General features: G+C 73.8%; 16 protein-coding genes. 2 read left to right on the plus strand and 14 right to left on the minus strand.

Annotation, left to right across the window (positions count from 1 at the left end):
• Positions 1-101: 101 nt before the first annotated feature.
• Positions 102-1013 carry a permease-like cell division protein FtsX gene (ftsX, locus tag AC07AL_RS37335; RefSeq protein WP_350881111.1) on the minus strand — a complete coding sequence of 304 codons (912 nt, stop codon included), beginning with the start codon at positions 1011-1013 and terminating at the stop codon, positions 102-104.
• A gap of 86 nt (positions 1014-1099) precedes the next feature.
• Positions 1100-1789, minus strand: a complete 690-nt coding sequence (ftsE, locus tag AC07AL_RS37340; RefSeq protein WP_063349173.1) for a cell division ATP-binding protein FtsE — start codon at positions 1787-1789, stop codon at positions 1100-1102.
• Positions 1790-2140: 351 nt separating this feature from the next.
• On the opposite strand from ftsE, the gene AC07AL_RS37345 reads away from it, so the two are divergent.
• Positions 2141-2335, plus strand: a complete 195-nt coding sequence (locus tag AC07AL_RS37345) for a hypothetical protein (RefSeq protein WP_363370334.1) — start codon at positions 2141-2143, stop codon at positions 2333-2335.
• A 67-nt stretch (positions 2336-2402) separates the two neighbouring features.
• Here AC07AL_RS37345 and prfB read toward each other — a convergent pair whose 3' ends face one another.
• The 3 genes from prfB to AC07AL_RS37360 form a co-directional block, all read right to left on the minus strand.
• On the minus strand, positions 2403-3515 hold the full coding sequence (prfB, locus tag AC07AL_RS37350) for a peptide chain release factor 2 (RefSeq protein WP_363587366.1): 1113 nt from the start codon (positions 3513-3515) through the stop codon (positions 2403-2405).
• Positions 3516-3595: 80 nt separating this feature from the next.
• Positions 3596-4855, minus strand: a complete 1260-nt coding sequence (locus AC07AL_RS37355) for a serine/threonine-protein kinase (RefSeq protein WP_363587364.1) — start codon at positions 4853-4855, stop codon at positions 3596-3598.
• Between the two features lie 228 nt (positions 4856-5083).
• Positions 5084-7012, minus strand: coding sequence for a serine/threonine-protein kinase (locus AC07AL_RS37360; RefSeq protein WP_478319506.1), 1929 nt, complete (start codon positions 7010-7012; stop codon positions 5084-5086).
• Positions 7013-7428: 416 nt separating this feature from the next.
• Between AC07AL_RS37360 and AC07AL_RS37365 the strand changes: the two genes are divergently transcribed.
• Positions 7429-10287 carry an FtsK/SpoIIIE domain-containing protein gene (locus AC07AL_RS37365; RefSeq protein ID WP_478319507.1) on the plus strand — a complete coding sequence of 953 codons (2859 nt, stop codon included), beginning with the start codon at positions 7429-7431 and terminating at the stop codon, positions 10285-10287.
• A 356-nt stretch (positions 10288-10643) separates the two neighbouring features.
• On the opposite strand, the gene AC07AL_RS37370 is transcribed toward AC07AL_RS37365, so the two are convergent.
• The 9 genes from AC07AL_RS37370 to AC07AL_RS37410 form a co-directional block, all read right to left on the minus strand.
• Positions 10644-11498 carry a hypothetical protein gene (locus AC07AL_RS37370; protein WP_363587358.1) on the minus strand — a complete coding sequence of 285 codons (855 nt, stop codon included), beginning with the start codon at positions 11496-11498 and terminating at the stop codon, positions 10644-10646.
• A gap of 70 nt (positions 11499-11568) precedes the next feature.
• Positions 11569-12378, minus strand: a complete 810-nt coding sequence (locus tag AC07AL_RS37375; RefSeq protein ID WP_363587356.1) for a hypothetical protein — start codon at positions 12376-12378, stop codon at positions 11569-11571.
• A gap of 166 nt (positions 12379-12544) precedes the next feature.
• Complete coding sequence (locus tag AC07AL_RS37380) at positions 12545-13450, minus strand: enoyl-CoA hydratase/isomerase family protein (protein ID WP_478319508.1); 906 nt, start codon at positions 13448-13450, stop codon at positions 12545-12547.
• Positions 13447-14637: a cytochrome P450 gene (locus AC07AL_RS37385; RefSeq protein WP_363628194.1), complete on the minus strand. Its 1191-nt coding sequence runs from the start codon at positions 14635-14637 to the stop codon at positions 13447-13449. The genes AC07AL_RS37380 and AC07AL_RS37385 overlap by 4 nt, the downstream gene beginning before the upstream one ends.
• 266 nt (positions 14638-14903) lie before the next feature.
• On the minus strand, positions 14904-16289 hold the full coding sequence (locus AC07AL_RS37390) for a cytochrome P450 family protein (protein ID WP_363587352.1): 1386 nt from the start codon (positions 16287-16289) through the stop codon (positions 14904-14906).
• 130 nt (positions 16290-16419) lie between these two features.
• Complete coding sequence (locus AC07AL_RS37395) at positions 16420-17010, minus strand: GTP-binding protein (RefSeq protein ID WP_350881092.1); 591 nt, start codon at positions 17008-17010, stop codon at positions 16420-16422.
• Positions 16985-17359, minus strand: a complete 375-nt coding sequence (locus AC07AL_RS37400) for a DUF742 domain-containing protein (protein ID WP_350881090.1) — start codon at positions 17357-17359, stop codon at positions 16985-16987. The genes AC07AL_RS37395 and AC07AL_RS37400 overlap by 26 nt, the downstream gene beginning before the upstream one ends.
• Positions 17356-17766 carry a roadblock/LC7 domain-containing protein gene (locus AC07AL_RS37405; RefSeq protein ID WP_350881088.1) on the minus strand — a complete coding sequence of 137 codons (411 nt, stop codon included), beginning with the start codon at positions 17764-17766 and terminating at the stop codon, positions 17356-17358. Before AC07AL_RS37405 ends, AC07AL_RS37400 begins: the two co-directional genes overlap by 4 nt.
• On the minus strand, positions 17763-19070 hold the full coding sequence (locus tag AC07AL_RS37410) for a histidine kinase (RefSeq protein ID WP_478319509.1): 1308 nt from the start codon (positions 19068-19070) through the stop codon (positions 17763-17765). Before AC07AL_RS37410 ends, AC07AL_RS37405 begins: the two co-directional genes overlap by 4 nt.
• Positions 19071-19584: the final 514 nt, after the last annotated feature.

The following is a 19584-nucleotide window of genomic DNA, read 5'->3' on the forward strand; positions in this document are numbered from 1 at the left end:
GCCCCCCCCCCCCCACTCCCCACCCCCCCCCCCCCCCCCCCCACTCCCCCCCCCCCCCCCCCCCCCCCCCCCCCCCCCCCCCCCCCCGGGGCCGGGGATGGTCAGACCTTGAGGTACTTGCGCAGGGTGAAGAACGCCGCCACGCCGGCCATGCCCATACCGACCACGATCAGCAGCGGTATCACCGCGAGCACCGAGCCGAGGCCGATGAAGTGGATGAACTGCACCCGGTCGGCCAGCCAGTTCTGGACGAAGAAGTGCCCGCCGACCAGCAGCCCGGAGGCCATGGCCGCGCCGAGCAGCGCGGAGAACGCGGCCTCGGCGATGAACGGCATCTGGACGTAGAAGTTCGAGGCACCGACCAGGCGCATGATGCCGGTTTCGCGCCGCCTGCTGTACGCCGACACCCGGACGGTGTTGACGATCAGCAGCAGGGCGACGAACAGCATCAGCACCATGATCACGAAGGCCGCCGTCTGGAGGCCGTTGAGCAGGCCGAACAGGTTCTCCAGGATCTTCCGCTGGTCCTCCACCGACTTGACGCCGGGTTTGCCGGCGAAGGCGCTCTGGATGACGTCGTACTTGGTCGGGTCGTTCAGCTTGACCCGCCAGGACTGCGGCATCGCGTCCGGGCCCAGGACGGAGATGAGCGGGTTGTCCGGGTTCATCTCCTTCCAGTGCTTGTACGCCTCGGCGGAGCTCTCGAAGGTCGACGACTGGACCACCGAGTCCATCTTGTCCAGCTGGGCCTTGATGTCCTGCACCTGCTGGTCGGTGGCCGCACCCTTGTCGCACTGCGGCGAGTTGCGCGCGTCCGACTTGGTGCAGAAGTAGATGCTCACCTCGACCTTGTCGTACCAGTACCCCTTCATGGAGTTCACCTGGTCACGGACCAGGAGCGAGGAACCGGCCAGGGCGAGGGAGAGCGCGACACTGACCACGACCGCGATGGTCATCGTCAGGTTGCGGCGGAGACCCACACCGATCTCCGACAGGACGAACTGGGCACGCATGCGGGTAACAACTCCAGGGTCGGTACTGCTGGTCTGGCGACGCGGGCGGACGGCCCTACGGGTTCAGCGCCGGCTGCGCCGGTCGGTCAGTGCTGGTATCCGTAGACGCCGCGGGCCTGGTCGCGGACGAGCAGCCCCTTGTCGAGCTCGATGACGCGCTTGCGCATCTGGTCGACGATGGCCTGGTCGTGGGTGGCCATCAGCACCGTGGTGCCGGTGCGGTTGATGCGGTCGAGCAGCTTCATGATGCCGACCGAGTTCTGCGGGTCGAGGTTGCCGGTGGGCTCGTCCGCGATCAGCAGCATCGGACGGTTCACGAACGCGCGGGCGATCGCCACGCGCTGCTGCTCACCGCCGGAGAGCTCGCCCGGCATGCGGTCCTCCTTGCCGCCGAGGCCGACCAGCTCCAGCACCTCGGGCACCACCTTGTTGATGGCGCTCTTGGGCTTGCCGATCACTTCGAGGGCGAAGGCGACGTTCTGCGCGACCGTCTTGTTGGGCAGCAGGCGGAAGTCCTGGAAGACGGTGCCCAGCTGGCGGCGCATGTGCGGCACCTTCCAGTTGGACAGCTTGCCGAGGTCCTTGCCCAGCACGTGCACCTCGCCCGTGGAGGGACGCTCCTCGCGCAGGCACAGGCGCAGGAAGGTGGACTTACCCGAGCCGGACGAGCCGACCAGGAAGACGAACTCACCCTTCTCGATCTCCAGCGAGACGTTGTCCAGGGCGGGACGGTTCTGCTTGGGATAGGTCTTGGAGACGTTGTCGAATCTGATCACGGCTGCATCACGGAGGCCATCCTAGGCGGCGCCAGTCCTCGGTCGATCCACCCCGGGCGCCCGGCCCTGGGGCGGGTGGCGGGAGCGGAAAGGGCCGCTCCCGGTCTGGGACCATACGCGAATCGGCGGTCGGCGTGCAGGGCCCGCCCAGGACAGCCGTCGGAATCTGGGGGAGAATGTCTGGTTATGCCCCGAAAATTGGGAGGCATCTCACAGCCCGGGAGCCGGAACGGTCAGAACCTGGCAGAGTGGAGGTGGCGTCCCCGTGTTCGGGCGCTCCCCCGCACAGGGCAAGAAGAGGAACCAAAGCCCCGTCCGGTGCGTTGGCTGTAGCAGCGAGGAGGAGATCGCATGACCTGCGACCATCTGGTGTGCGCCAACTGCAACGGCCGCGTGAGTGACGGGCGCTGCGCGGTCTGCCGCGCCAACCGGGCCCGGCTGCAGGAGCAGCAGGGTCCGTTCGCGGCGCTCTCCCCCGCGATGCTGCTGGCCCTGCTGGCCGGTCTGCTCGCGGTGGCGCTGATCGCCCGGCAGGCACTGGCCTGAACCCACCGAGGCACACGAAAGGGCCCCCGACCACTGCGGTCGGGGGCCCTGTTTCGTCCGTCGGCGCCTACTGCGCGGCGGTCTCGCGCTGCTTGCGCCAGCGGATGCCGGCCTCGATGAAGCCGTCGATGTCGCCGTCCAGCACGCCCTGCGGGTTGCCGACCTCGTACTCGGTCCGGACGTCCTTGACCATCTGGTACGGGTGCAGCACGTAGGAGCGCATCTGGTTGCCCCAGGAGCTGCCGCTGTCCTTGAGCGCGTCCATCGCCGCCCGCTCCTCCTGGCGGCGCCGCTCCAGCAGCTTCGCCTGGAGGACGTTCATCGCGGACGCCTTGTTCTGGATCTGCGAGCGCTCGTTCTGGCAGGAGACCACGACACCGGTCGGGAGGTGCGTGATGCGCACCGCCGAGTCGGTGGTGTTGACGCCCTGGCCGCCGGGACCGGAGGCGCGGTAGACGTCGATCCGCAGGTCGCCCTCGTCGATGTCGACGTGGTCGGACTGCTCGACGACCGGGAGCACCTCGACACCGGCGAAGGAGGTCTGCCGGCGGCCCTGGTTGTCGAAGGGCGAGATGCGGACCAGGCGGTGGGTGCCCTGCTCGACCGACAGGGTGCCGTAGGCGTACGGCGCCTTGACCGTGAAGGTCGCGGACTTGATGCCGGCCTCTTCGGCGTACGAGGTGTCGTACACCTCGGTGGGGTACCCGTGCCGCTCGGCCCAGCGCAGGTACATGCGCATCAGCTGCTCGGCGAAGTCGGCGGCGTCGACGCCACCGGCCTCGGCACGGATGTTGATCAGCGCCTCGCGGGCGTCGTACTCGCCGGACAGGAGGGTGCGGACCTCCAGCTCCTCGACCGCCTTCTGGAGGGAGACGAGCTCGGACTCGGCCTCGACCCGGGTGTCCGCGTCGTCCTCGGCCTCGGCCAGCTCGAACAGCACGCCCAGGTCGTCGATACGGCTGCGCAGGCCCTCGACCTTGCGCAGTTCACCCTGGAGGAAGGAGAGCCGGCTGGTCACCTTCTGCGCGTTCGCGATGTCGTCCCACAGGTTGGGGGCGCCTGCCGCCTCCTCCAGGACAGCGATGTCGGCCCGGATCTTGTCCAGGTCGAGGACGGCCTCGATCGACCCCATGGTCGATTCGAGGTTCTTGAGCTCTTCGGAAGGATCGACGGCTGCCACGCCCCCAGGGTAATGGTTCCGGGGGTGGTCATGACGACACCGGGGTCCTCTGGCTCTCGCGGTACCCGCCCGACGGCCCTCTACGGCGCCCGCGGGGCCGTGCCGGACACCGTCGGGCGGGCCGGGTGGCCGGCGTCCGGGGCGGTGGCCGCGAAGGCCGTCCAGGCCGCGGCGGCGCCCGCCAGCAGCAGGACGGTGGCCAGCAGGACGGCCAGCAGCCGGCGGCGGCGCAGCAGCGCCTGCCGGTCCCGGCGGTGCCCGGTGCCCGGGGCGGTGCGCTGGGCGCGGGACTCCGCGGCGTACGCGGCCAGCTCGTCCGCGGAGGGGCGGCGCAGGCTGGTGTGGGTGTCCCGGGTGGAGTCGGGGGCGACGCCGGGCACCAGCGGGACGGCCGGGCCCCGGCGGCGCTTGTGGATGCCCGGGCCGGCGTCCACCTCGGCGTACACGGCCTCACCGGGGGTCAGCGCCTCCTCCGCCGGGGCACGGCCCTGGGAGGGGACGGCCAGCACCGGCAGGCCGGCCAGCGAGGGCAGCTGCTCGCGCAGCCGGGCGGCCAGCTCGGCGGCCCGCAGCCGGGAGGCCGGGGCCTTGGCCAGGCACTCGGAGATGATCCGCCACAGCCCGTCCGGCAGGCCCGGGATCGGCGGCACCTGCTCGGTGACGTGCCGGCGCAGCACCGCGCCGGTGTGGCCGCCGCCGAACGGGGTGAACCCGGCCAGCAGCTCGTACAGCACGGTGGCGAGGGCGTAGATGTCGACGGCGGCGCGCGGCTCCAGGCCCTCGATGATCTCCGGGGCGAGGTAGTCGGGGGTGCCGATGATCCGGGTGGCCCGGGTGCGGCGCGGGGCGTCGACCAGGCGGGCCACGCCGAAGTCGGTGAGCTTGGCGCGCGGGGCGCCGCCGGGGCCCGGGGCGGCGGCGAGGTCGAGCAGGACGTTCTCCGGCTTGACGTCGCGGTGGACGATGCCGGCGGCGTGCGCGGCGGCCAGGCCGTCGGCGACGTCCGCGATGACCGAGGCGGCGGTCTGCGGCGGGAGCGCGCCGTCGCGCTCCAGCCGGGAGCGCAGGTCGGTGCCCTGGACCAGCTCCATCACCAGGGCGAGGTCGCTGCCGTCCACGACCATGTCGCGCACGCCGACCACCCGGGGGTGGTCGAGGCTGGTCAGCGCGGCGCGCTCCTGGACGAAGCGGCCGACCAGCACCTGGTCGGCGGCCAGGTCCTCGCGCAGCAGCTTGACCGCCACCGGGCCGTCGGGCCCCTCACCGAGCCAGACCGTCCCAGCCGAACCCCGGCCGATCACCTGGTGGACGGTGTACCGGCTGCCGATCTTGCGTGCCAATGCTGCTCCGTGGGCGGCGCGGGAGCGCGCCCGGGGGTCCGGTGCGCTCGATGGGGCGGGACAACAGCGACCAACCTACGCGCCCCGGCGCCCCGCGCGGGCCGCCCGAGGGCCCTGGGCGGGCAGTCTCGGGCGAGAAATCTTATGAATTGTCGACAAAGCGTCAATCCCGCCGCGCGGGCCCGGTCCTGGACCGGGCGGCCCCGCGCGGCGGGGCCTGGCCCGGCGTCAGTTCTTCGAGCTGCCGAACAGGGCGTCCGCCCAGTCGCGCACGGTGTTGAACCAGCCCTGGACGTTGTCCCAGTAGTGCGGCAGCGACGTGAAGTTCCACAGCGCCACCCCGGCCACCACCAGCACCACCAGCACCATCAGGCACCCCTTGAGGCAGCCGAGCCCGGGGATGTACATCCGGTTGCGGCTGCGCGGGCGCCGCTCGCGCGGCGGGGCGGGCTCGCGGCGGTCCTGCTCGCGCGGCTCCTCCCGACGCTGCGGCTCCTCCCGACGCTGCGGGGGCTCGCGGTGCTGCGGCGGCTCGCGGTGCTGCGGGGATTCGCGGTGCTGCGGCGGCTCGGCCCGGCGCGGGACCGGGGTGGGCGGGGGCGGCGGCGGGTAGCCGCCCTGCGACTGCCCGTACGCGGCCGGAGCCGGCCGGTAGCCGCCGGGCGGCTGCGGGCGTCCACCGGGCCCGGGCTGCGGCTGGCCGCCGTGACCGGTCTGCCCGGCCTGGTAGCCCTGGCCGCCCTGGTACGGCGGCGGGGCCACCGGCGGCCGCTGGGCGTACCCGGGCGGCGGCGGGCCCTGGCGCCGCTGGTCGGGGTGGTAGCCGGCCGGCGGCTGCGGTTGCTGGTAGCCCGGGCGGCCGCCCGGCCCGGCCTGGAAGGGCCGCGGGGCGACCTGCGGGTCCTCGAAGTCCTCCGGGCCGAAGTAGCCGACCTGGGTCTGCTGGTTGCGGTCCCGGGCCGCCCGCAGCTGCGTCTGCCACGGGTGCGGCGTCTCCTCCCCCGGAGCGCCCGGAGTGCCCGGAGCGCCCGGCGGGAGCGGCGGCACGACGGTGGGCGGCATCACCTGGGTGCGGTCCGGGGCCCCGAACGGCGGGGCGGGCGGCGGCTGGGTGCCCATCACCCGGGTCGCCGCGGCCGGGTCGTACTGCGCGGCCGGGTCGTATTGCGGGGCCGGCGGGGCGGCCGGAGCCGCCGGCGACAGGCCGGGGACGCCCGCGCCTGCGCTCGGGACGGAGGTCGGGCGCGGGTCCGGCAGCAGCAGCGAGCCGACCGCGAGCGCCTCGTCCACCGCCGCCGGGGAGGCGTGCACCCCGACGCCGGCCGCCACCACCCGCAGCGCGCCGGCCAGCGAGGTCGCGGACGGCCGCTGCGCCGGGTCCTTGCGCAGGCAGCGCTCGATCACCGTCCACAGCGGCTCGGGCATGGTGCTGGGCCGCTGCGGCTCCTGCGCCAGGTGGGCGTGGAGGAGCGCGATCGCGCTGTCGCCCTGGAACGGCTGGCGGCCGGTGACCAGCTCGTACAGCATGATCCCGGCGCCGTAGACGTCCACCGCGGAAGTCTGCGGGCGGCCCTCGGCGGACTCCGGCGCGATGTAGGCGGGGGTGCCGACGAACTCGTGGGTGCGGGTGATGCCCGGGGAGTCGGCGAGGCGGGCGATGCCGAAGTCGGTCAGCATCGGGTGCATCTGCTCGGTGCCGTCCAGCACCGTGGAGGCGAGCAGCACGTTGGCCGGCTTGAGGTCGCGGTGGACGATCCCGTCCTCGTGGCTGGCCGCCAGCGCGTCCGCGACCTGGGCCATCAGCAGGGCGCCGGCGATCGGGCTGAACGGGCCGTTGGAACGCAGGTAGCGGGCCAGGTCGGGGCCGTCGATCAGGTCCATCACCAGGGCCAGCAGCTCGCCCTCGACCACCAGGTCGCGGACCCGGACGATGTTCGGATGGGTCAGTCGCAGCAGCAGCGAGCGCTCGCGCAGGAAGCGCATCACGACGTCCGGGTCGGCCGCCAGTTCCTCGCGCAGCACCTTGATCGCCACCAGCTGCCCGGGCTCGCTGCCGGGCACCTGGACGTCGGGGCGCACCCGGCCGCGCCAGACCGTCCCGGTGGCACCCCGTCCGAGGGTCTCCTCAAGCAGATACTTGCTGCCGACTGGCCGCACCTGTCGCACTCCTCGTCGTGCCGCCCGCGCGGGGCGCTCCTCCGCCGGTGCGGTGAGCCTGCCGGGCCCGTGTCTGCGGCCACTCTAACGGTGTCCGTTCAGGTTTTTGGGGCGACCGGCAGGCCATCCCGGAGGGGTTGGGGGACATCCCCTAGGGGAGTTCCCGGACCGGTTCGGCGGGCCCGCCGACAGGGCCCCCGCCGCACCGGTTGACCTGACCCTCCGTCGCCTCCACCATGGCGATGATCGCAAGATCGTCAAATCCGGTACGGTGCGCGGACTGTCCGTGACGGATGGCAGGATGGACACTCGCCACTCGTGTGGCCCAAAGGGTCGCCGCGGCCGCCCCTCGCGCCCGCGACGACACCGGGCAGCGGTACCAGGCTCCACACCAGCAGAAGGGACCCGCGGGCGAGATGCAGATCCGGCTGACCGTCCTCCGACCGCGCAGCGGCCCGACCGCCGCCGGCTCCGCCATCCCCTACGTGGACGTGCTGGTCACCGCACCCGTCGGCACCGCGCTCGGCTCCCTCGCGGGCGCCCTCGCGGGCGCCGTCGGCGTGCGCGGGCCCCGGGCCGCCACCCACGTGCACCTGTACGCCGGGGCGCACCGGGTCGACGAGCACACGCTGCTCGGCCACCCCCCGCTCCTCGACGGGGCCGTCCTCAGCCTCAACGAGGCCGACCCGACCGCCGACGACCCCGACGACACCCCCGCCGCCGCCGAACTGCGCGTGGTCGGCGGCCCGGACGCCGGCGGAGTGCACCGGCTGCACGGCCGGGAGATCCGGATCGGCCGCTCCGGCGAAGCCGACGTCCCGCTCGACGACCCCGACGTCTCCCGGCTGCACCTGGCCCTGCACCTCGCCGACGACGGCAGGATCACCGTCCGCGACCTCGGCTCCACCAACGGCACCACCCTGGACGGTCGGCTCGTCCCGCCCGGAGCCCCCGAGGAAGCCGTCCCGCTGGAAGCCGGCGCCCTGCTGCGCATCGGCGAATCCACCCTGCACGTGGCCGCCCCCGACCTGGCCGACGGCACCGGCCGCGCCGCCCTGCCCGACGGCCACGGCCACCTCCAGCTCGCCGCCCCCGGCCCGGTCCGCCCCACCCCGCCGGTGGCCGAACCGCCAGCGGCCCCCGAACCCGCCCCCGGCCGCGGCCGCGGCCTGCTCTCGCTGCGGCTCGGCCGCACCGCCGAACCGCCCGGCCAGGAGAGCGCCGAACGCCACCACACCGCCGTACGGCTGCGCCAGGCCGCCGCCCAGCGCGAACGATGGCCGGATCTCGCCACCCTGCTGCTCAACGCCGTCGGCCCCGGCCCCCGGCTCTGGGAGCGCGGCCCCGGCCACCCCGACGCGCTCACCCTGCGCCTGGGCACCGCCGACCGCCCCGGCGGCCCCGGCACCGCGCCCGGCACCATGCTGCCCGCCGTCCCCGTCACCCTCGACCTGCAGACCGCCGGCAGCCTCGGCCTCAGCGGCCCGCGCGAACGCCTGGACGCGCTCACCCGCGCCGTCGTCGCCCAGCTCGCCGCCCTGCACCCGCCGACCGGCCTGAGCCTGGTCGTCGTCGACGCCGACCAGGCCCGCACCCCCGAAGAACGCGCGGACACCTGGGCCTGGGCCCTCTGGCTGCCCCACCTGCGCCCCGCCGACGGCCAGGACTGCCGCCTGCTGCTCGGCCTCGACGACGAACAGGCCACCGCCCGGCTGACCGAACTCACCGCCCGGCTCAGCGGCCCGGCCGGCCTCGGCGGCCACCCCGCCACCGTCGTCGTGGTGGACGGCCGCCCGACCACCGAGACCGCCCGGCAGGCCGTCGACCTGCTGCTGCGCCAGGGCCCGGCCGTCGGCATCTTCCCGGTCTGCCTCGCCGAGCAGCCCGAACTGCTCCCCCGCGGCCTCGGCGCCACCGCCCTGATCACCGGCGAGGTCGGCACCCAGCTCTCCCTCGACCGCCCCGTCGCCCGCGGCCGGGAGACCTTGCACGAGGTCTCCCTGGACGCCGTCTCCGACGCCTGGGCCGAACGGCTCGCCCGCGTGCTCGCCCCGCTGCGCGAGGCCGCCCCGGCCGCCCGCGGCCCGCTGCCCGACGCGCTGCGGCTGCTCGACCTGCTCCAGCTCGACACCGTCACCCCGGCCAAGCTGTCCGCCCGCTGGGCGGCGCACGCCGGCGGCATCGGCGCCGCCACCGCGCTGCTCGGCACCACCCGGGACGAGCTCTGCACGCTCGACCTGGCCGACCCCGAACTCGCCCTCCCCTCCCCCGACCCCGGCGGCCCGCACCTGCTCATCGGCGGCGCCCGCGGCTCCGGCAAGACCGAGCTGCTGCGCACCCTGGTCGCCTCGCTCGCCGTCTCCGAACGCCCCGAGCGCCTCACCGTCACCCTCATCGAGGGCCGGTCCACCGAGGACGGCCTGGACGGCTGCACCGAACTGCCGCACGTCACCGGTCTGGTGAACGCCGCCGACGACCCGCGGGCCGCGCTGCTCGCCGCGGAGGCCCTGGAGGACGAACTCGCCCTGCGCGAGCGGCTGTTCGACGGACTGGACTTCGCCTCCTGGCACGCCGCCCGCATCCTGGACGGGCAGAGCCTGGACGCACAGAGCCTGGACGGGCAGGGCCTGGCCGGACAGAGCCTCGTCGGACACCCGGCCGTCCCGGTGCCCGCCGTCGTCGGCGCGGCCTCCGCCGCCACCCCGAAGATCATCCACCCGCGCAGCGGCGACGGCGCCCGGCCGGTCACCTCCCCCGCCGCCGCCCCCTGCCCCGCCCGCCTGGTCGTCGTCGTGGACGACTACGACGCCCTGCTCTCCCCTACCTCCCCGGCCGGCCGCCCGCTCGCCCGCGCCCTCGCCGCCGTCGCCCGCCACGGCGGCCCGCTCGGCGTCCACCTCGCGGTCACCACCGGCCACCCGGAGGAGAGCGCCGGCACCGAGGTCGACGAGGCCGCCCTGCTCCGCATCGCGCTGCGCACCGAGGACCCGGCCGACTCCGACCTGCTGATCCACCTCGGCGACGCGGCCGCCCTGCCCGAGGACACCCCCGGCCGCGGCTACCTGCGCCTGCCGGACGGCGGCGTCACCGCCTTCCAGACCGCCCGGATCAGCGGCCGCATCCCGCGCACCGCCACCCTGCGCCCCACCGTCGTCGCGATCGACCCGCTCCAACTCGGCGCCCCACCCGCCCGCCGCCCGGTCCGCGAACTCGGCAACGGCCCCACCGACCTCGCCCTCCTCGCCAGCGCCCTCCAACGCGCGGCCGCCCACTGACCGGGCAGAACGACCTCCACCGCCACTGCCGCGATCACCATCGCGGCAGGGGCGGTGCGCGTACGGACCTCCCCGAGACACTCGGGAGCCGGCGGGCCCACATCTGAGGACGCGGGCCCGCCCGACCGGCCTCGTACGCCGAATGCGGGCGCTGCCACGACCCGGTGCCCCGCCCGGGGATCTGCCGCGCCCGTGCGGGCCTCGGCGGCAGGGCCGTCGCCGTCGACGCCGGAGCACCGTCGCCCCCCGGCGGCGTCACCCGGGCCCGTGCGGCCCTGCGCGGACGGCCCGGGCTTCCCGTGGTGGCGTTCGACGGCTGATCACCACGGGCGGCCCTTCATCCAACCGTCAGGCGGTCAGGCGCACTTGATCTCGCGGTTCACCACGGCCATCCCGGCGACCTTGTCGCCGTCCACGGTGAACTCGTACTGCCAGCCCTGCTGCCCCTCGACCGGCATCACGTACTTGCCGCCCTTGGCGAGCTGGAGGCCCTTGGCGCCGTACGCCTGCTGGAGCGCCTCCACGGTGGAGCCGGCCCCGAGGCCCTCGGCCGTCTTCGCCTCGGCCGGGGCAACCAGTTCGCGCAGGCCCGTCGCCGCGAAGGAGACCCGGCCGGTGGCCAGGTACGCCTTGTCCTTGGCCTCCTGGGCGAACCGCAGGTCGACCAGGGCCATCGTCGCGTCCGCGATCGCCTTGGCGGCGTCGGCCAAGCCCTTGGCCCCGGCGGCGGAGCCCGCGGCGGCGGCGGCCGCGTCCTTGGCGGAGGCGTTCGGCGGCAGGGTGCCCCCCGGGGCGGGCGCCTTGCCCGAGGCCGCGTCGGCCTTGGCGTTCAGGTCCTTGTAGCGGGCCTCGGTGGCCGCCTCGGCGGTCATCCGGGCCTGGTCCGGCGCCGGGCCGCCCTTGTAGACGAAGTCCGTGCAGCCGTCGAGCAGCGAGACCGGCACGCCCTCCAGAGCGCCGGTGGCCAGCCCGGCGTCCTTGGCCATCCCCGGCTTCAACCCCCGGTACCCGGCCGCCGCGAAGGCCTCCGGGCCCTTCGACGTGGACGCGGGCGCGGGCGTCGCCGCGGGCGCCCCGGTCGTGGCCGGAGCCTTCGCGGTGTCCTTCTCGTCGTTCTTGTCATCGGACGTACAGGCCGCCGCACCGGCGACCAGCAGTGCCACCGAGATGCCCACGCCCACTGCGCGGACCAAGGCTCGGTTCTTCCTCATGCCACAACCTTCACTTGATCATTCGATGGTCGCCGCATCGAGAGTGCGACCACGGTCTACAGGCGGTTTCTCAGGAGCAGTACGTGTTGTGCTTGACCAGGGCGAGGCCGGCGACCTTGCCCTCGGCCATGGTGAACTCGTAGAACCAGTCCGGGCCGCCGTTGCCGCCCTCGGCCGGGAGTTCGTACTTGCCGTCCTCGGTCGGCTTGAGGGCCTTGCCCTCGTAGGCTCGCTCGAGCTCGTCCTCCGCCGAACCGGCGCCGACTCCCTCGGCGGTGCGGGCGTCCGCCGGGGCGACCAACTGGCGCAGGCCCTCGGTGCCGAAGTTGACCCGGCCGGTGGCCAGGAAGGCCTGGTCCCGGTTCTTACGGGCGGTCACGATGACGTCCGCCTCCTTGAACAGCGCGTCGGACTCCTGCCGTTCGGCGGCCTCCTGCTTCAGCCGCTCCTGGAGGCGCTCGCTGTGCTTCACCATCTCCTCCGGCGAGGCCCCGGGCGCCAGGGTCTCGAACGGCTTCCGGTTCGCCCGCATCTCGTCGATCCTGGCAATCGCCTTGTCGGACTTCGCGCGGGCCTCCGTCTCGGCCGCCATCCGAACCGGGTCCGGCGCCGGGCCGCCCTTGTACGCGTAGTCGGTGCAGCCGTTGAGCAGCGAGACCGGCGACGGCTCCAGGGCTCCGGAGGCGAGCGCCTCGTCCTTGGTCATCGACAGCCGCAGTCCGCGGTAGCCGCCGGTGCCGAACGGCTGCGGCGGCGTGCTGGCCGCCGAGGTCGCGCCGGTCTTCCGCCCCGCGTCCTTGCCGCCCTCGCAGGCCGCCGCTCCGGCCACGACCAGAGCCACCGTCAGTACGGCCCCCGCCGTGCGCGCGCTGCGCGTCATCCCCACGGTGATCCCCTCCCCTGTGTCGATCACACACGGTAGCGAATATGCGGGCATGATCCACAATCGGTTTCCACACCAGCGGAAGGGCCGTCGCCGTGAACGGCCGACGACTGGCCACCCCGCCGTCCGCCGTCTTCCGTAGGCGGCGGACGGCAGCTGCCGGTCAGTGGGCCGGGGGCTGCGCGGCGAGGCCGCGGGTGTAGTGGGCGGCGGCGAGGACCGAGGCCATCAACTCGGCGTCGAGCACGGAGGCGTCGGCCAGCCGGGTGGCCGCCGCGTGGGAGGCGAGCAGCGTCTTGGTGACCCTCAGTGCGGCCTCGGGGCGGCGGGTGACGGGCCTGACCCACTCGGCCACCGCCCCGTCCAGGTCCTGCTCGGGGACGACGCGTTGCAGGATGGCGAGCTCCCGCGCCTCCACCGCGCCGACCGGGCGGCTGGTGAGGATGATCTCGCGGACCCTGGCCGCGCCGACCTCGTGGAGCAGCCGGGGCAGCAGGCCGCCCCAGGCGACGGGCAGGCCCAGGGCCAGCTCGGGCAGCCGGAAGACGGCGTTGTCGGCGCCGACCCGCAGGTCGCAGGCGAGCGCCAGGGCGAAGCCGGCACCGGTGGCCCGGCCCTGGACCCGCGCGACGGTCACGGCGGAGCTGTTGGTGAGGGCATCGCAGACCCTGCGGGCCTTCTCCCCGTAGTTCCGTATGCCGCCGCCGGTCGGGTCCTGGTCCAGGCCCGCGAAGAGTTCGTCCCGGTCGCCGCCGAGGCAGAAGTCCCGGCCGGCCCCGGACAGCACGATCACGCGCACGGCCGGGTCGGGTACGGCCAGCACGGCGAGGAGTTCGTCCAGCATGGCCGAGGTGACGGCGTTCCCGGTCGCCGGGCTGTCCAGCTCGATGTGGAGCACGGGGCCCTGGCGCTCGGTACGGACCGTACGGGCCACCGCGGGCGCGGGGACGGGCTCCGGGGCGGGCGACGCGACGGGCTCGGGGTACGGGTACGGGTACGGGAGGTACGACGGCTGCGCCGCGTACGGCGGGTACTGCGGAACCTGGGGAACCTGCGGGGACACGTTCATGCGGCCACTCTCAGGGACGTCACCCGGTGGAAGACCATCCGGGGTGCGTACTCGGGCGGGCTCACCGCCCGCAGGGTCGGGAAGCGCCGCAGCAGCTGGCCGAGCAGGGCACGTGCCTCCAGCCTGGCCAGGCCCGCGCCGAGGCAGTAGTGGGCGCCGCCGCCGAAGGTGAGGTGGGTGCCCCGGCGGAGCACGTCGAAAGCGTGCGGGTCCGGGTTGCGGCGCGGATCGCGGTTCGCCGCGCCGTACATCACGTGGACCATGGTGTCCTTGGGCAGGAACACCCCGGCCAGCTCGGTGTCCTCGCCCGCGACGCGGCTGTTGACGCGGATCGGCGGGTCGTAGCGCAGCGCCTCGTCGATCGCGTCGTCGATGTGCTCCGGCCGCTCCCGCAGCCACTCCCACCGGCCGGGCGACCGCAGCAGCGACCACACCAGCGAGGAGAGCAGCGTCGCCGTGGTCTCCAGCGAGGCGATGGTGACGAACATGGTGAGCTGGTAGACCATCCGGTCGGTGGCCTCGCGGTCGGACTCCAGCGCGTCCCAGGTGCGGATCCAGCCGGCGATCACGTCGTCGCCGTCGTTGTCGCGGCGCTCCCGGACGAGGCGGGTGAAGTACTCGCGCAGGTCCATGGTGGCCTGCTCCGAAACCGCCAGCTGGCTCTTGGTGGGCAGGAGTTCCTGGGCGTGCACCTGGTTGTGGGTCATCGTCAGGATGTGCGGGTAGTCCGCCGGGGCGATGTCCAGCCAGCGCCCGACGGTGCCGATCGGCAGCTGCTCGCTGACCAGGGACGAGAGGTCCGCCTCGCCGTCCGCCCGTATTCGCTCGGCCAGGCGGTCGAGCAGCCCGGTGACGTCGGCCTCGATCTCCGGCTGCATGTCCCGCAGGGTGGCGTGGTTGAAGAGGTTTCCGAGGCTGCGCCGCTGCCGGGTGTGCTCGGGGGCGTTGAGCCGGGAGAGCGTCCGGCTCATCTCCTGGGTGGCGACGGCCTCCCAGCGCTCCGTCCCGGTCTGCCGTTCCTGCCAGGCGAAATCGGGGACGAGCCAGGTCCTGCCGCGCAGGACCTGGTCGCACGCGTCGTACCCGGTGACCAGGTAGCCGCCCCAGGGCGCCGGGACGAGGTCTCCCAGCGCCCGCAGCCCGTCGTAGACCGGGCTCGGGTCGGCGAGTCCCTCGGCCGACCGCAGCCTGCGCAGGAGCGGCACGGCGGCGCGGCGGTCGACCACCCTTCCGTCCGGGCGCTCCGGGTCTGCGGGGCGGGCTTCCAACGTGGCGGTCACACGGGGCTCCTTACGCGCGGGCGGGCAGTACGGCGGCGATCTACCCAGCAACAGCGCGCTCAAGCGTCGATCCGTGTTGCCCCCGTCACGTACCCGCACCGCCGTCGGACTCCGTTCACGCCGCGGTGGCGGAACGGCTTCCGACGGCGCGTCGGATCGGAGCCCGGGGTGTGTCAGACCCGGAAGACGTCCAGGAAGGAGCTCCACCACCCCTTCTTCTGCCCGGCCCGGCCCGGCGCGGGGGCGGTGGCCTGCGGGTACGCCTGCGTCGCCTCGGGGCCGACCGGCGATCCGCCCGGCGCGGTGTCCGCACCCGCGGCCGGCCGCGTGGTGCGGGCGGGCGCCGGGCTGAACCGCACCGGCAGCGAGACCAGGCCGCGCTGGAACGGGCCCGGCCGCCACTCCACGCTCTCCGCGGGCACCGCGAGCGTGACGTCCGGGAGGGCGTTGAGCAGGCACTCGATCGCGCTCAGGGCGATCAGCTGGGCCGGGGACTTGGCCGGGCACGCGTGCGGGCCGGCGCCCCAGGCCAGGTGGGCCCCCTTGCTGAGGGTCAGCCGGGCGTCCGTCAGCGCGGGGTCGCTGTTGGCGGCGGCGAAGCTGATCACCACCGGGCTGCCCGCGTCCATCGGGACCCCGCCCACGTCGAGGTCCTGCATCGGGTAGTGCGTGGCGTAGTTGGCGATCGGCGGGTTGTTCCACAGCACGTCGTCGAGGGCGTCCTCGATGCGCAGTCCGGAGCGGCCCTCGCCGGACAGCAGCAGGAGCAGCGCGTTGCCGATCAGGTTGCGCTCGGGCTCGACGCCGGCGCCCATCAGCATGACCAGCTGGTCCTTGAGCTCCTCGTCCCGCAGGCCGGCCGGGTGCTGGATGAGCCACGAGGTGATGTCGTCGCCGGGCTGGCGGCGCTTCAGCGCGACCAGGTCCATCAGACAGGCGGTCAGCTCCTCGTTGGCCTGGATCACGTCGAGGCCGTCGAAGAGCGCGGACATGCTGCGGGTCAGCCGGTCGCCGATGTCGGCCGGGCAGCCGAACAGCTGGTTGAACAGCAGCAGCGGCAGCAGCTTGGCGTAGTCGTTGAGCAGGTCGGCCCGGCCCAGCGGACTGAACTGGTCGATCAGGTAGCCGGCTATCCGTTCGACGTGCCGGTTGAGCCGGTTGTCGTTGAGCCGGCCCAGGCTCTCGGTGACGGCCTTGCGCAGCCGCAGGTGCTCGGCACCGTCCGTGAAGAGGCAGTTGGGCCGGTAGAACATCATCGGCAGGACGGGGCTGTCCAGCGGCACCCGTCCTTCGTTGAGCGCCGCCCAGCGCCGCGAGTCCCGGGCGAACATCCCCGGGTTCTGCAGCACCCGCAGAGCGGCCTCGTGCGAGGTGACCAGGGTGGCCTCGACCCCCGGGGCCAACTCCACCGGCGCGGCGGGACCGTTGGCGCGCAGCTTGTCGTAGACCGCGCCGGGGTCGGACGAGAACATCTCCCCGTAGAGCGGTGTGCTCACGCCGACGTGCATCGGGCAGCCCTGCGGAGGCGACTGCGGGGCGGGTCGCTGCGGAGATTCCATGGGTCGTTCCTTGGAGGTGGCCCCGGGCGGGTGCGGACCCGGGAGGCGTGAGGGGAGGGAGGCGTGGGGGAGGTCAGGAGTCGCGGGGGAGGTCAGGAGCCGCGGTCGAGGTCAGGAGCCGCGGTCGAGGTCAGGAGGCGCGGTCGAGCAGGTGCCGGACGAGCGTCAGCAGGGCGTTGGCCGAGGAACGCTGGTCCCGCGCGTCGCAGAACACCACCGGTGTGTGCGGCAGCAGGTCGAGCGCCTCGCGCAGCTGGTCCTCGGTGTACTCGTCCTGCCGGTCGAAGCTGTTGACCGCCACGGCGTACTCCAGGCCGTACTGCTCGATCAGGTCGATGACGGGGAAGGTGTCCGCGAGGCGGGTCGGGTCGGCCAGCAGCAGCGCCCCCAGCGCGCCCCGCGCCATGTCCTCCCAGAGCTGCATGAACCGTTGCTGCCCCGGCGTGCCGAACAGGTACAGCACCAGGTCGTCGCCGAGTGTCAGCCGGCCGAAGTCCAGGGCGACGGTCGTGGTCTTCTTGTCCGGTACGCCGCGGAGGTCGTCGACACGGATGGACGCCTGCGTCATGCTCTCCTCGGTGCTCAGCGGGGCGATCTCCGACAAGGCCCCGATGAGCGTGGTCTTGCCGACCGCGAAGTGCCCCACGACCAGGATCTTGACCGCGGTCGTCACCGCGCCCGGGACGTAGATGTCCTCAGGCGAACCGGCGTTGAAGTCCATGCAGTACCTTCTCTAGAAGTCTCGGATCCGGGGCCTGGGCCGGGGGCGGGGCCGACCGGCACAGCAACCGTCCCTCATGGATCAGGTCCGTCAGCAGCAGCCTCACGACCCCCACCGGCAGCTCCAGCCGGGCCGCGACCTCGGCCACCGAGAGGTAGCCGCCGGAGCACAGCTCCCAGATCGCCCGGGTCTCCGGGCTCGGCAGGGCAGGGAGGTCCTGCTCGGGCGCGACGGTGACCAAGGTGATCAGAGACAGGGCTTCCGCACTCGGTAACTCGCGCCCACCGGTGATCACGTAGGAGCGGATGAAGCCGCCGGTGACCCGCTGTTCCTCGCCGCCGGCCGTCATGAGCCGCTGAGCGTGCTCTGGCGCGGCGCCGCCGACATCGCCCGTCCGAGCGCGCCCACCTGCTGCTGCATCCGGAAGGACATCGCCTCCATGTCGACGTCGGGGGCGGTGGAGGCGGCCAGGTACGCGCCGCTGCCGGCCGCGATCAGGAAGATCCAGCCGTGGTCGTACTCCAGCAGGGTCTGGCGCCAGACCCCGGCGCCTGCGCCGTCTCCGCCGACGAACGGGGCGACCGCGCGGCTCAGCGACTGCATCGAGCTCATCGCGGCGGCGTTGGTCTCCGCCTCGTCACGGCCTATCTCGCTGGACCGTTCGAGCAGGAGGCCGTCGGCGGAGACGAGGATGGCGTGCCGGGCGCCGGGTACCTGGAGTACGTCGTTGAGCACCCAGGAAAGATCGCGGCTCACTGGATCTCGGTTCCTTCCGTGTTCGTGGTGTTACGCCCGGACAGCGTGCCGCGCTGGAACGCGCCGAGGCGGGACGGCGTGTTCTGGCCGGGGCTCCGCACCGGCGCCTCGGCCCGGCCGGGGTCCTGCGGGGAGGGGAGGACCGACACCGGGCGGTGGCGGCGGCGGCGGGGCAGCTGTCCGTCCGCGGTCATCTCCGGTTCCGTCACCGCCGCCGGCGGCACCGGGGCCAGGGGCGCCGCCGGTTCGGGCAGCGACACGAGCCGCTGACCGGGGGCCTGCGCCCAGGCCGGCGCGGGCTGCTCCGCCGGCGGGGCCTGGTAGTCGCCGCGCGCGCCCTGGTGGTCACCGTGCGCGGCCTGGTGCTCGCCGTGCACGGCGGTGGCCGGGGCCGCGACCTCGCTGCTGAGCAGCTCGGCCGGCAGCAGCACCACGGCCCGCACGCCCCCGTACGGGGAGACCGAGTCGACGGAGACCCGGAAGCCGTAGCGGGCGGCCAGCATGCCGGAGACGGCGAAGCCGAACTTCGGGGGGTTGCCCAGGCTGGTGAGGCCGATCGGCGCGCCCGGGTTCAGGAGCACCGCCGCGCGGTCCTTCTCCTCCTGGCCCATGCCGAGGCCGGCGTCGTCGACGATCAGGCAGACGCCGGTGGGGACGGCCTGGACGCTGACCTCCACCGGGGTGTCCGGGGCGGAGTAGTTGGTCGCGTTGGCGAGCAGCTCGGACAGCACGACGGCGACCGGCTCGACGACCTTGCTGACGAGCGCGACGCTGACCTGGGAGTGGATCCGCACCCGGTCGAAGTGCCGGATCCGGCCCTGGGCGCTGCGGACCACGTCGTAGACCGAGGCGACGCTCTCACGGCGGCCCAGCCAGCCGCCGCAGAGCACCGCGATGCCCTGGGCACGCCGGCCGAACTGGCTGTTCGTGTGGTCGATCGTCATCAGGTCGGCCAGGATCTGCGGGCTGTCGCCGTACTTCCGCTGCACCTTGTCGATGACGACCTGCTGCTCGTCGGCCAAGCCCTGCAGCGTCCGCATCGCCGCCTTGAGGACGGCCTTGGTGTCCTCCTCGGCGTCGCGGCGGACGTCCGTCAGCTCGGACGCGTGCTGGCTCCGCAGGTGGTCGTGCAGCACGGCGAACTCGTCGCGCTGCCGCTGCGCCAGGGCGCCGGCCTCCTCCAGGGAAACGTTTCGCCGCCGCAGGGCGAGGTTCGTCCTGCGGGCCTGGAGGGCCGCTCCGACGGCTACGAGCATCACCACGATGAAGACCCAGAAAAAGGGTTCCTGCACAAATGACGTCATGAAACTCTCTTCAGGTGGCACCGCGTGGAGCCGGTCCGGGCCCCAAGGCGCGAATGGGACTGGCGGCCTGAACCCCTCCGAAAGACACCTGATGTCACATCACATCGCGGTGATTTCCGGCACGGGACCTGCGGCGACGCCTATCGCGGAGTCAGCCTACTGCAACTCCTGGTAGGTCAGAACAGCTACCAAAAAGGGCAGTTGGGGCGAAGTTCCGCGACCGGCCGGGAACTCCGGTGGGACTTGGCGGACTTCGTAGCGCGACGTTAATCGCAAGGACATATCCCGACCACGCCCCGGCTCGTGCGCAGCGTGACGACTCCGTCACCATCCGGAATCCGCCGCCCGTCGGCCGGTCGCGAAAAGCGGCGGGGGGGGGGGGGGGGGGGGGGGGGGGGGGGGCGGGGGGGGGGAGGGGGGGGGGGGGGGGGGGGGGGGGGGGGGTGGGGGGGGGGGGAAAGAGGGGGGGGGGGGGGGGGGGGGGGGGGGGGGGGGGGGGGGGGGGGGGGGGGGG

It is taken from the genome of Kitasatospora sp. NPDC043949 (assembly GCF_056435365.1).

Excerpts from the sequence above, each read along its gene's own strand:
- AC07AL_RS37395 (WP_350881092.1), bottom strand. The coding sequence starts at position 17,010 with ATGGACTTCAACGCCGGTTCGCCTGAGGACATCTACGTCCCGGGCGCG.
- AC07AL_RS37345 (WP_363370334.1), top strand. The coding sequence starts at position 2,141 with ATGACCTGCGACCATCTGGTGTGCGCCAACTGCAACGGCCGCGTGAGT.
- ftsX (WP_350881111.1), bottom strand. The coding sequence starts at position 1,013 with ATGCGTGCCCAGTTCGTCCTGTCGGAGATCGGTGTGGGTCTCCGCCGC.
- AC07AL_RS37375 (WP_363587356.1), bottom strand. The coding sequence starts at position 12,378 with ATGACGCGCAGCGCGCGCACGGCGGGGGCCGTACTGACGGTGGCTCTG.
- AC07AL_RS37380 (WP_478319508.1), bottom strand. The coding sequence starts at position 13,450 with ATGAACGTGTCCCCGCAGGTTCCCCAGGTTCCGCAGTACCCGCCGTAC.
- AC07AL_RS37390 (WP_363587352.1), bottom strand. The coding sequence starts at position 16,289 with ATGGAATCTCCGCAGCGACCCGCCCCGCAGTCGCCTCCGCAGGGCTGC.
- AC07AL_RS37370 (WP_363587358.1), bottom strand. The coding sequence starts at position 11,498 with ATGAGGAAGAACCGAGCCTTGGTCCGCGCAGTGGGCGTGGGCATCTCG.
- AC07AL_RS37400 (WP_350881090.1), bottom strand. The coding sequence starts at position 17,359 with ATGACGGCCGGCGGCGAGGAACAGCGGGTCACCGGCGGCTTCATCCGC.
- AC07AL_RS37365 (WP_478319507.1), top strand. The coding sequence starts at position 7,429 with ATGCAGATCCGGCTGACCGTCCTCCGACCGCGCAGCGGCCCGACCGCC.
- AC07AL_RS37410 (WP_478319509.1), bottom strand. The coding sequence starts at position 19,070 with ATGACGTCATTTGTGCAGGAACCCTTTTTCTGGGTCTTCATCGTGGTG.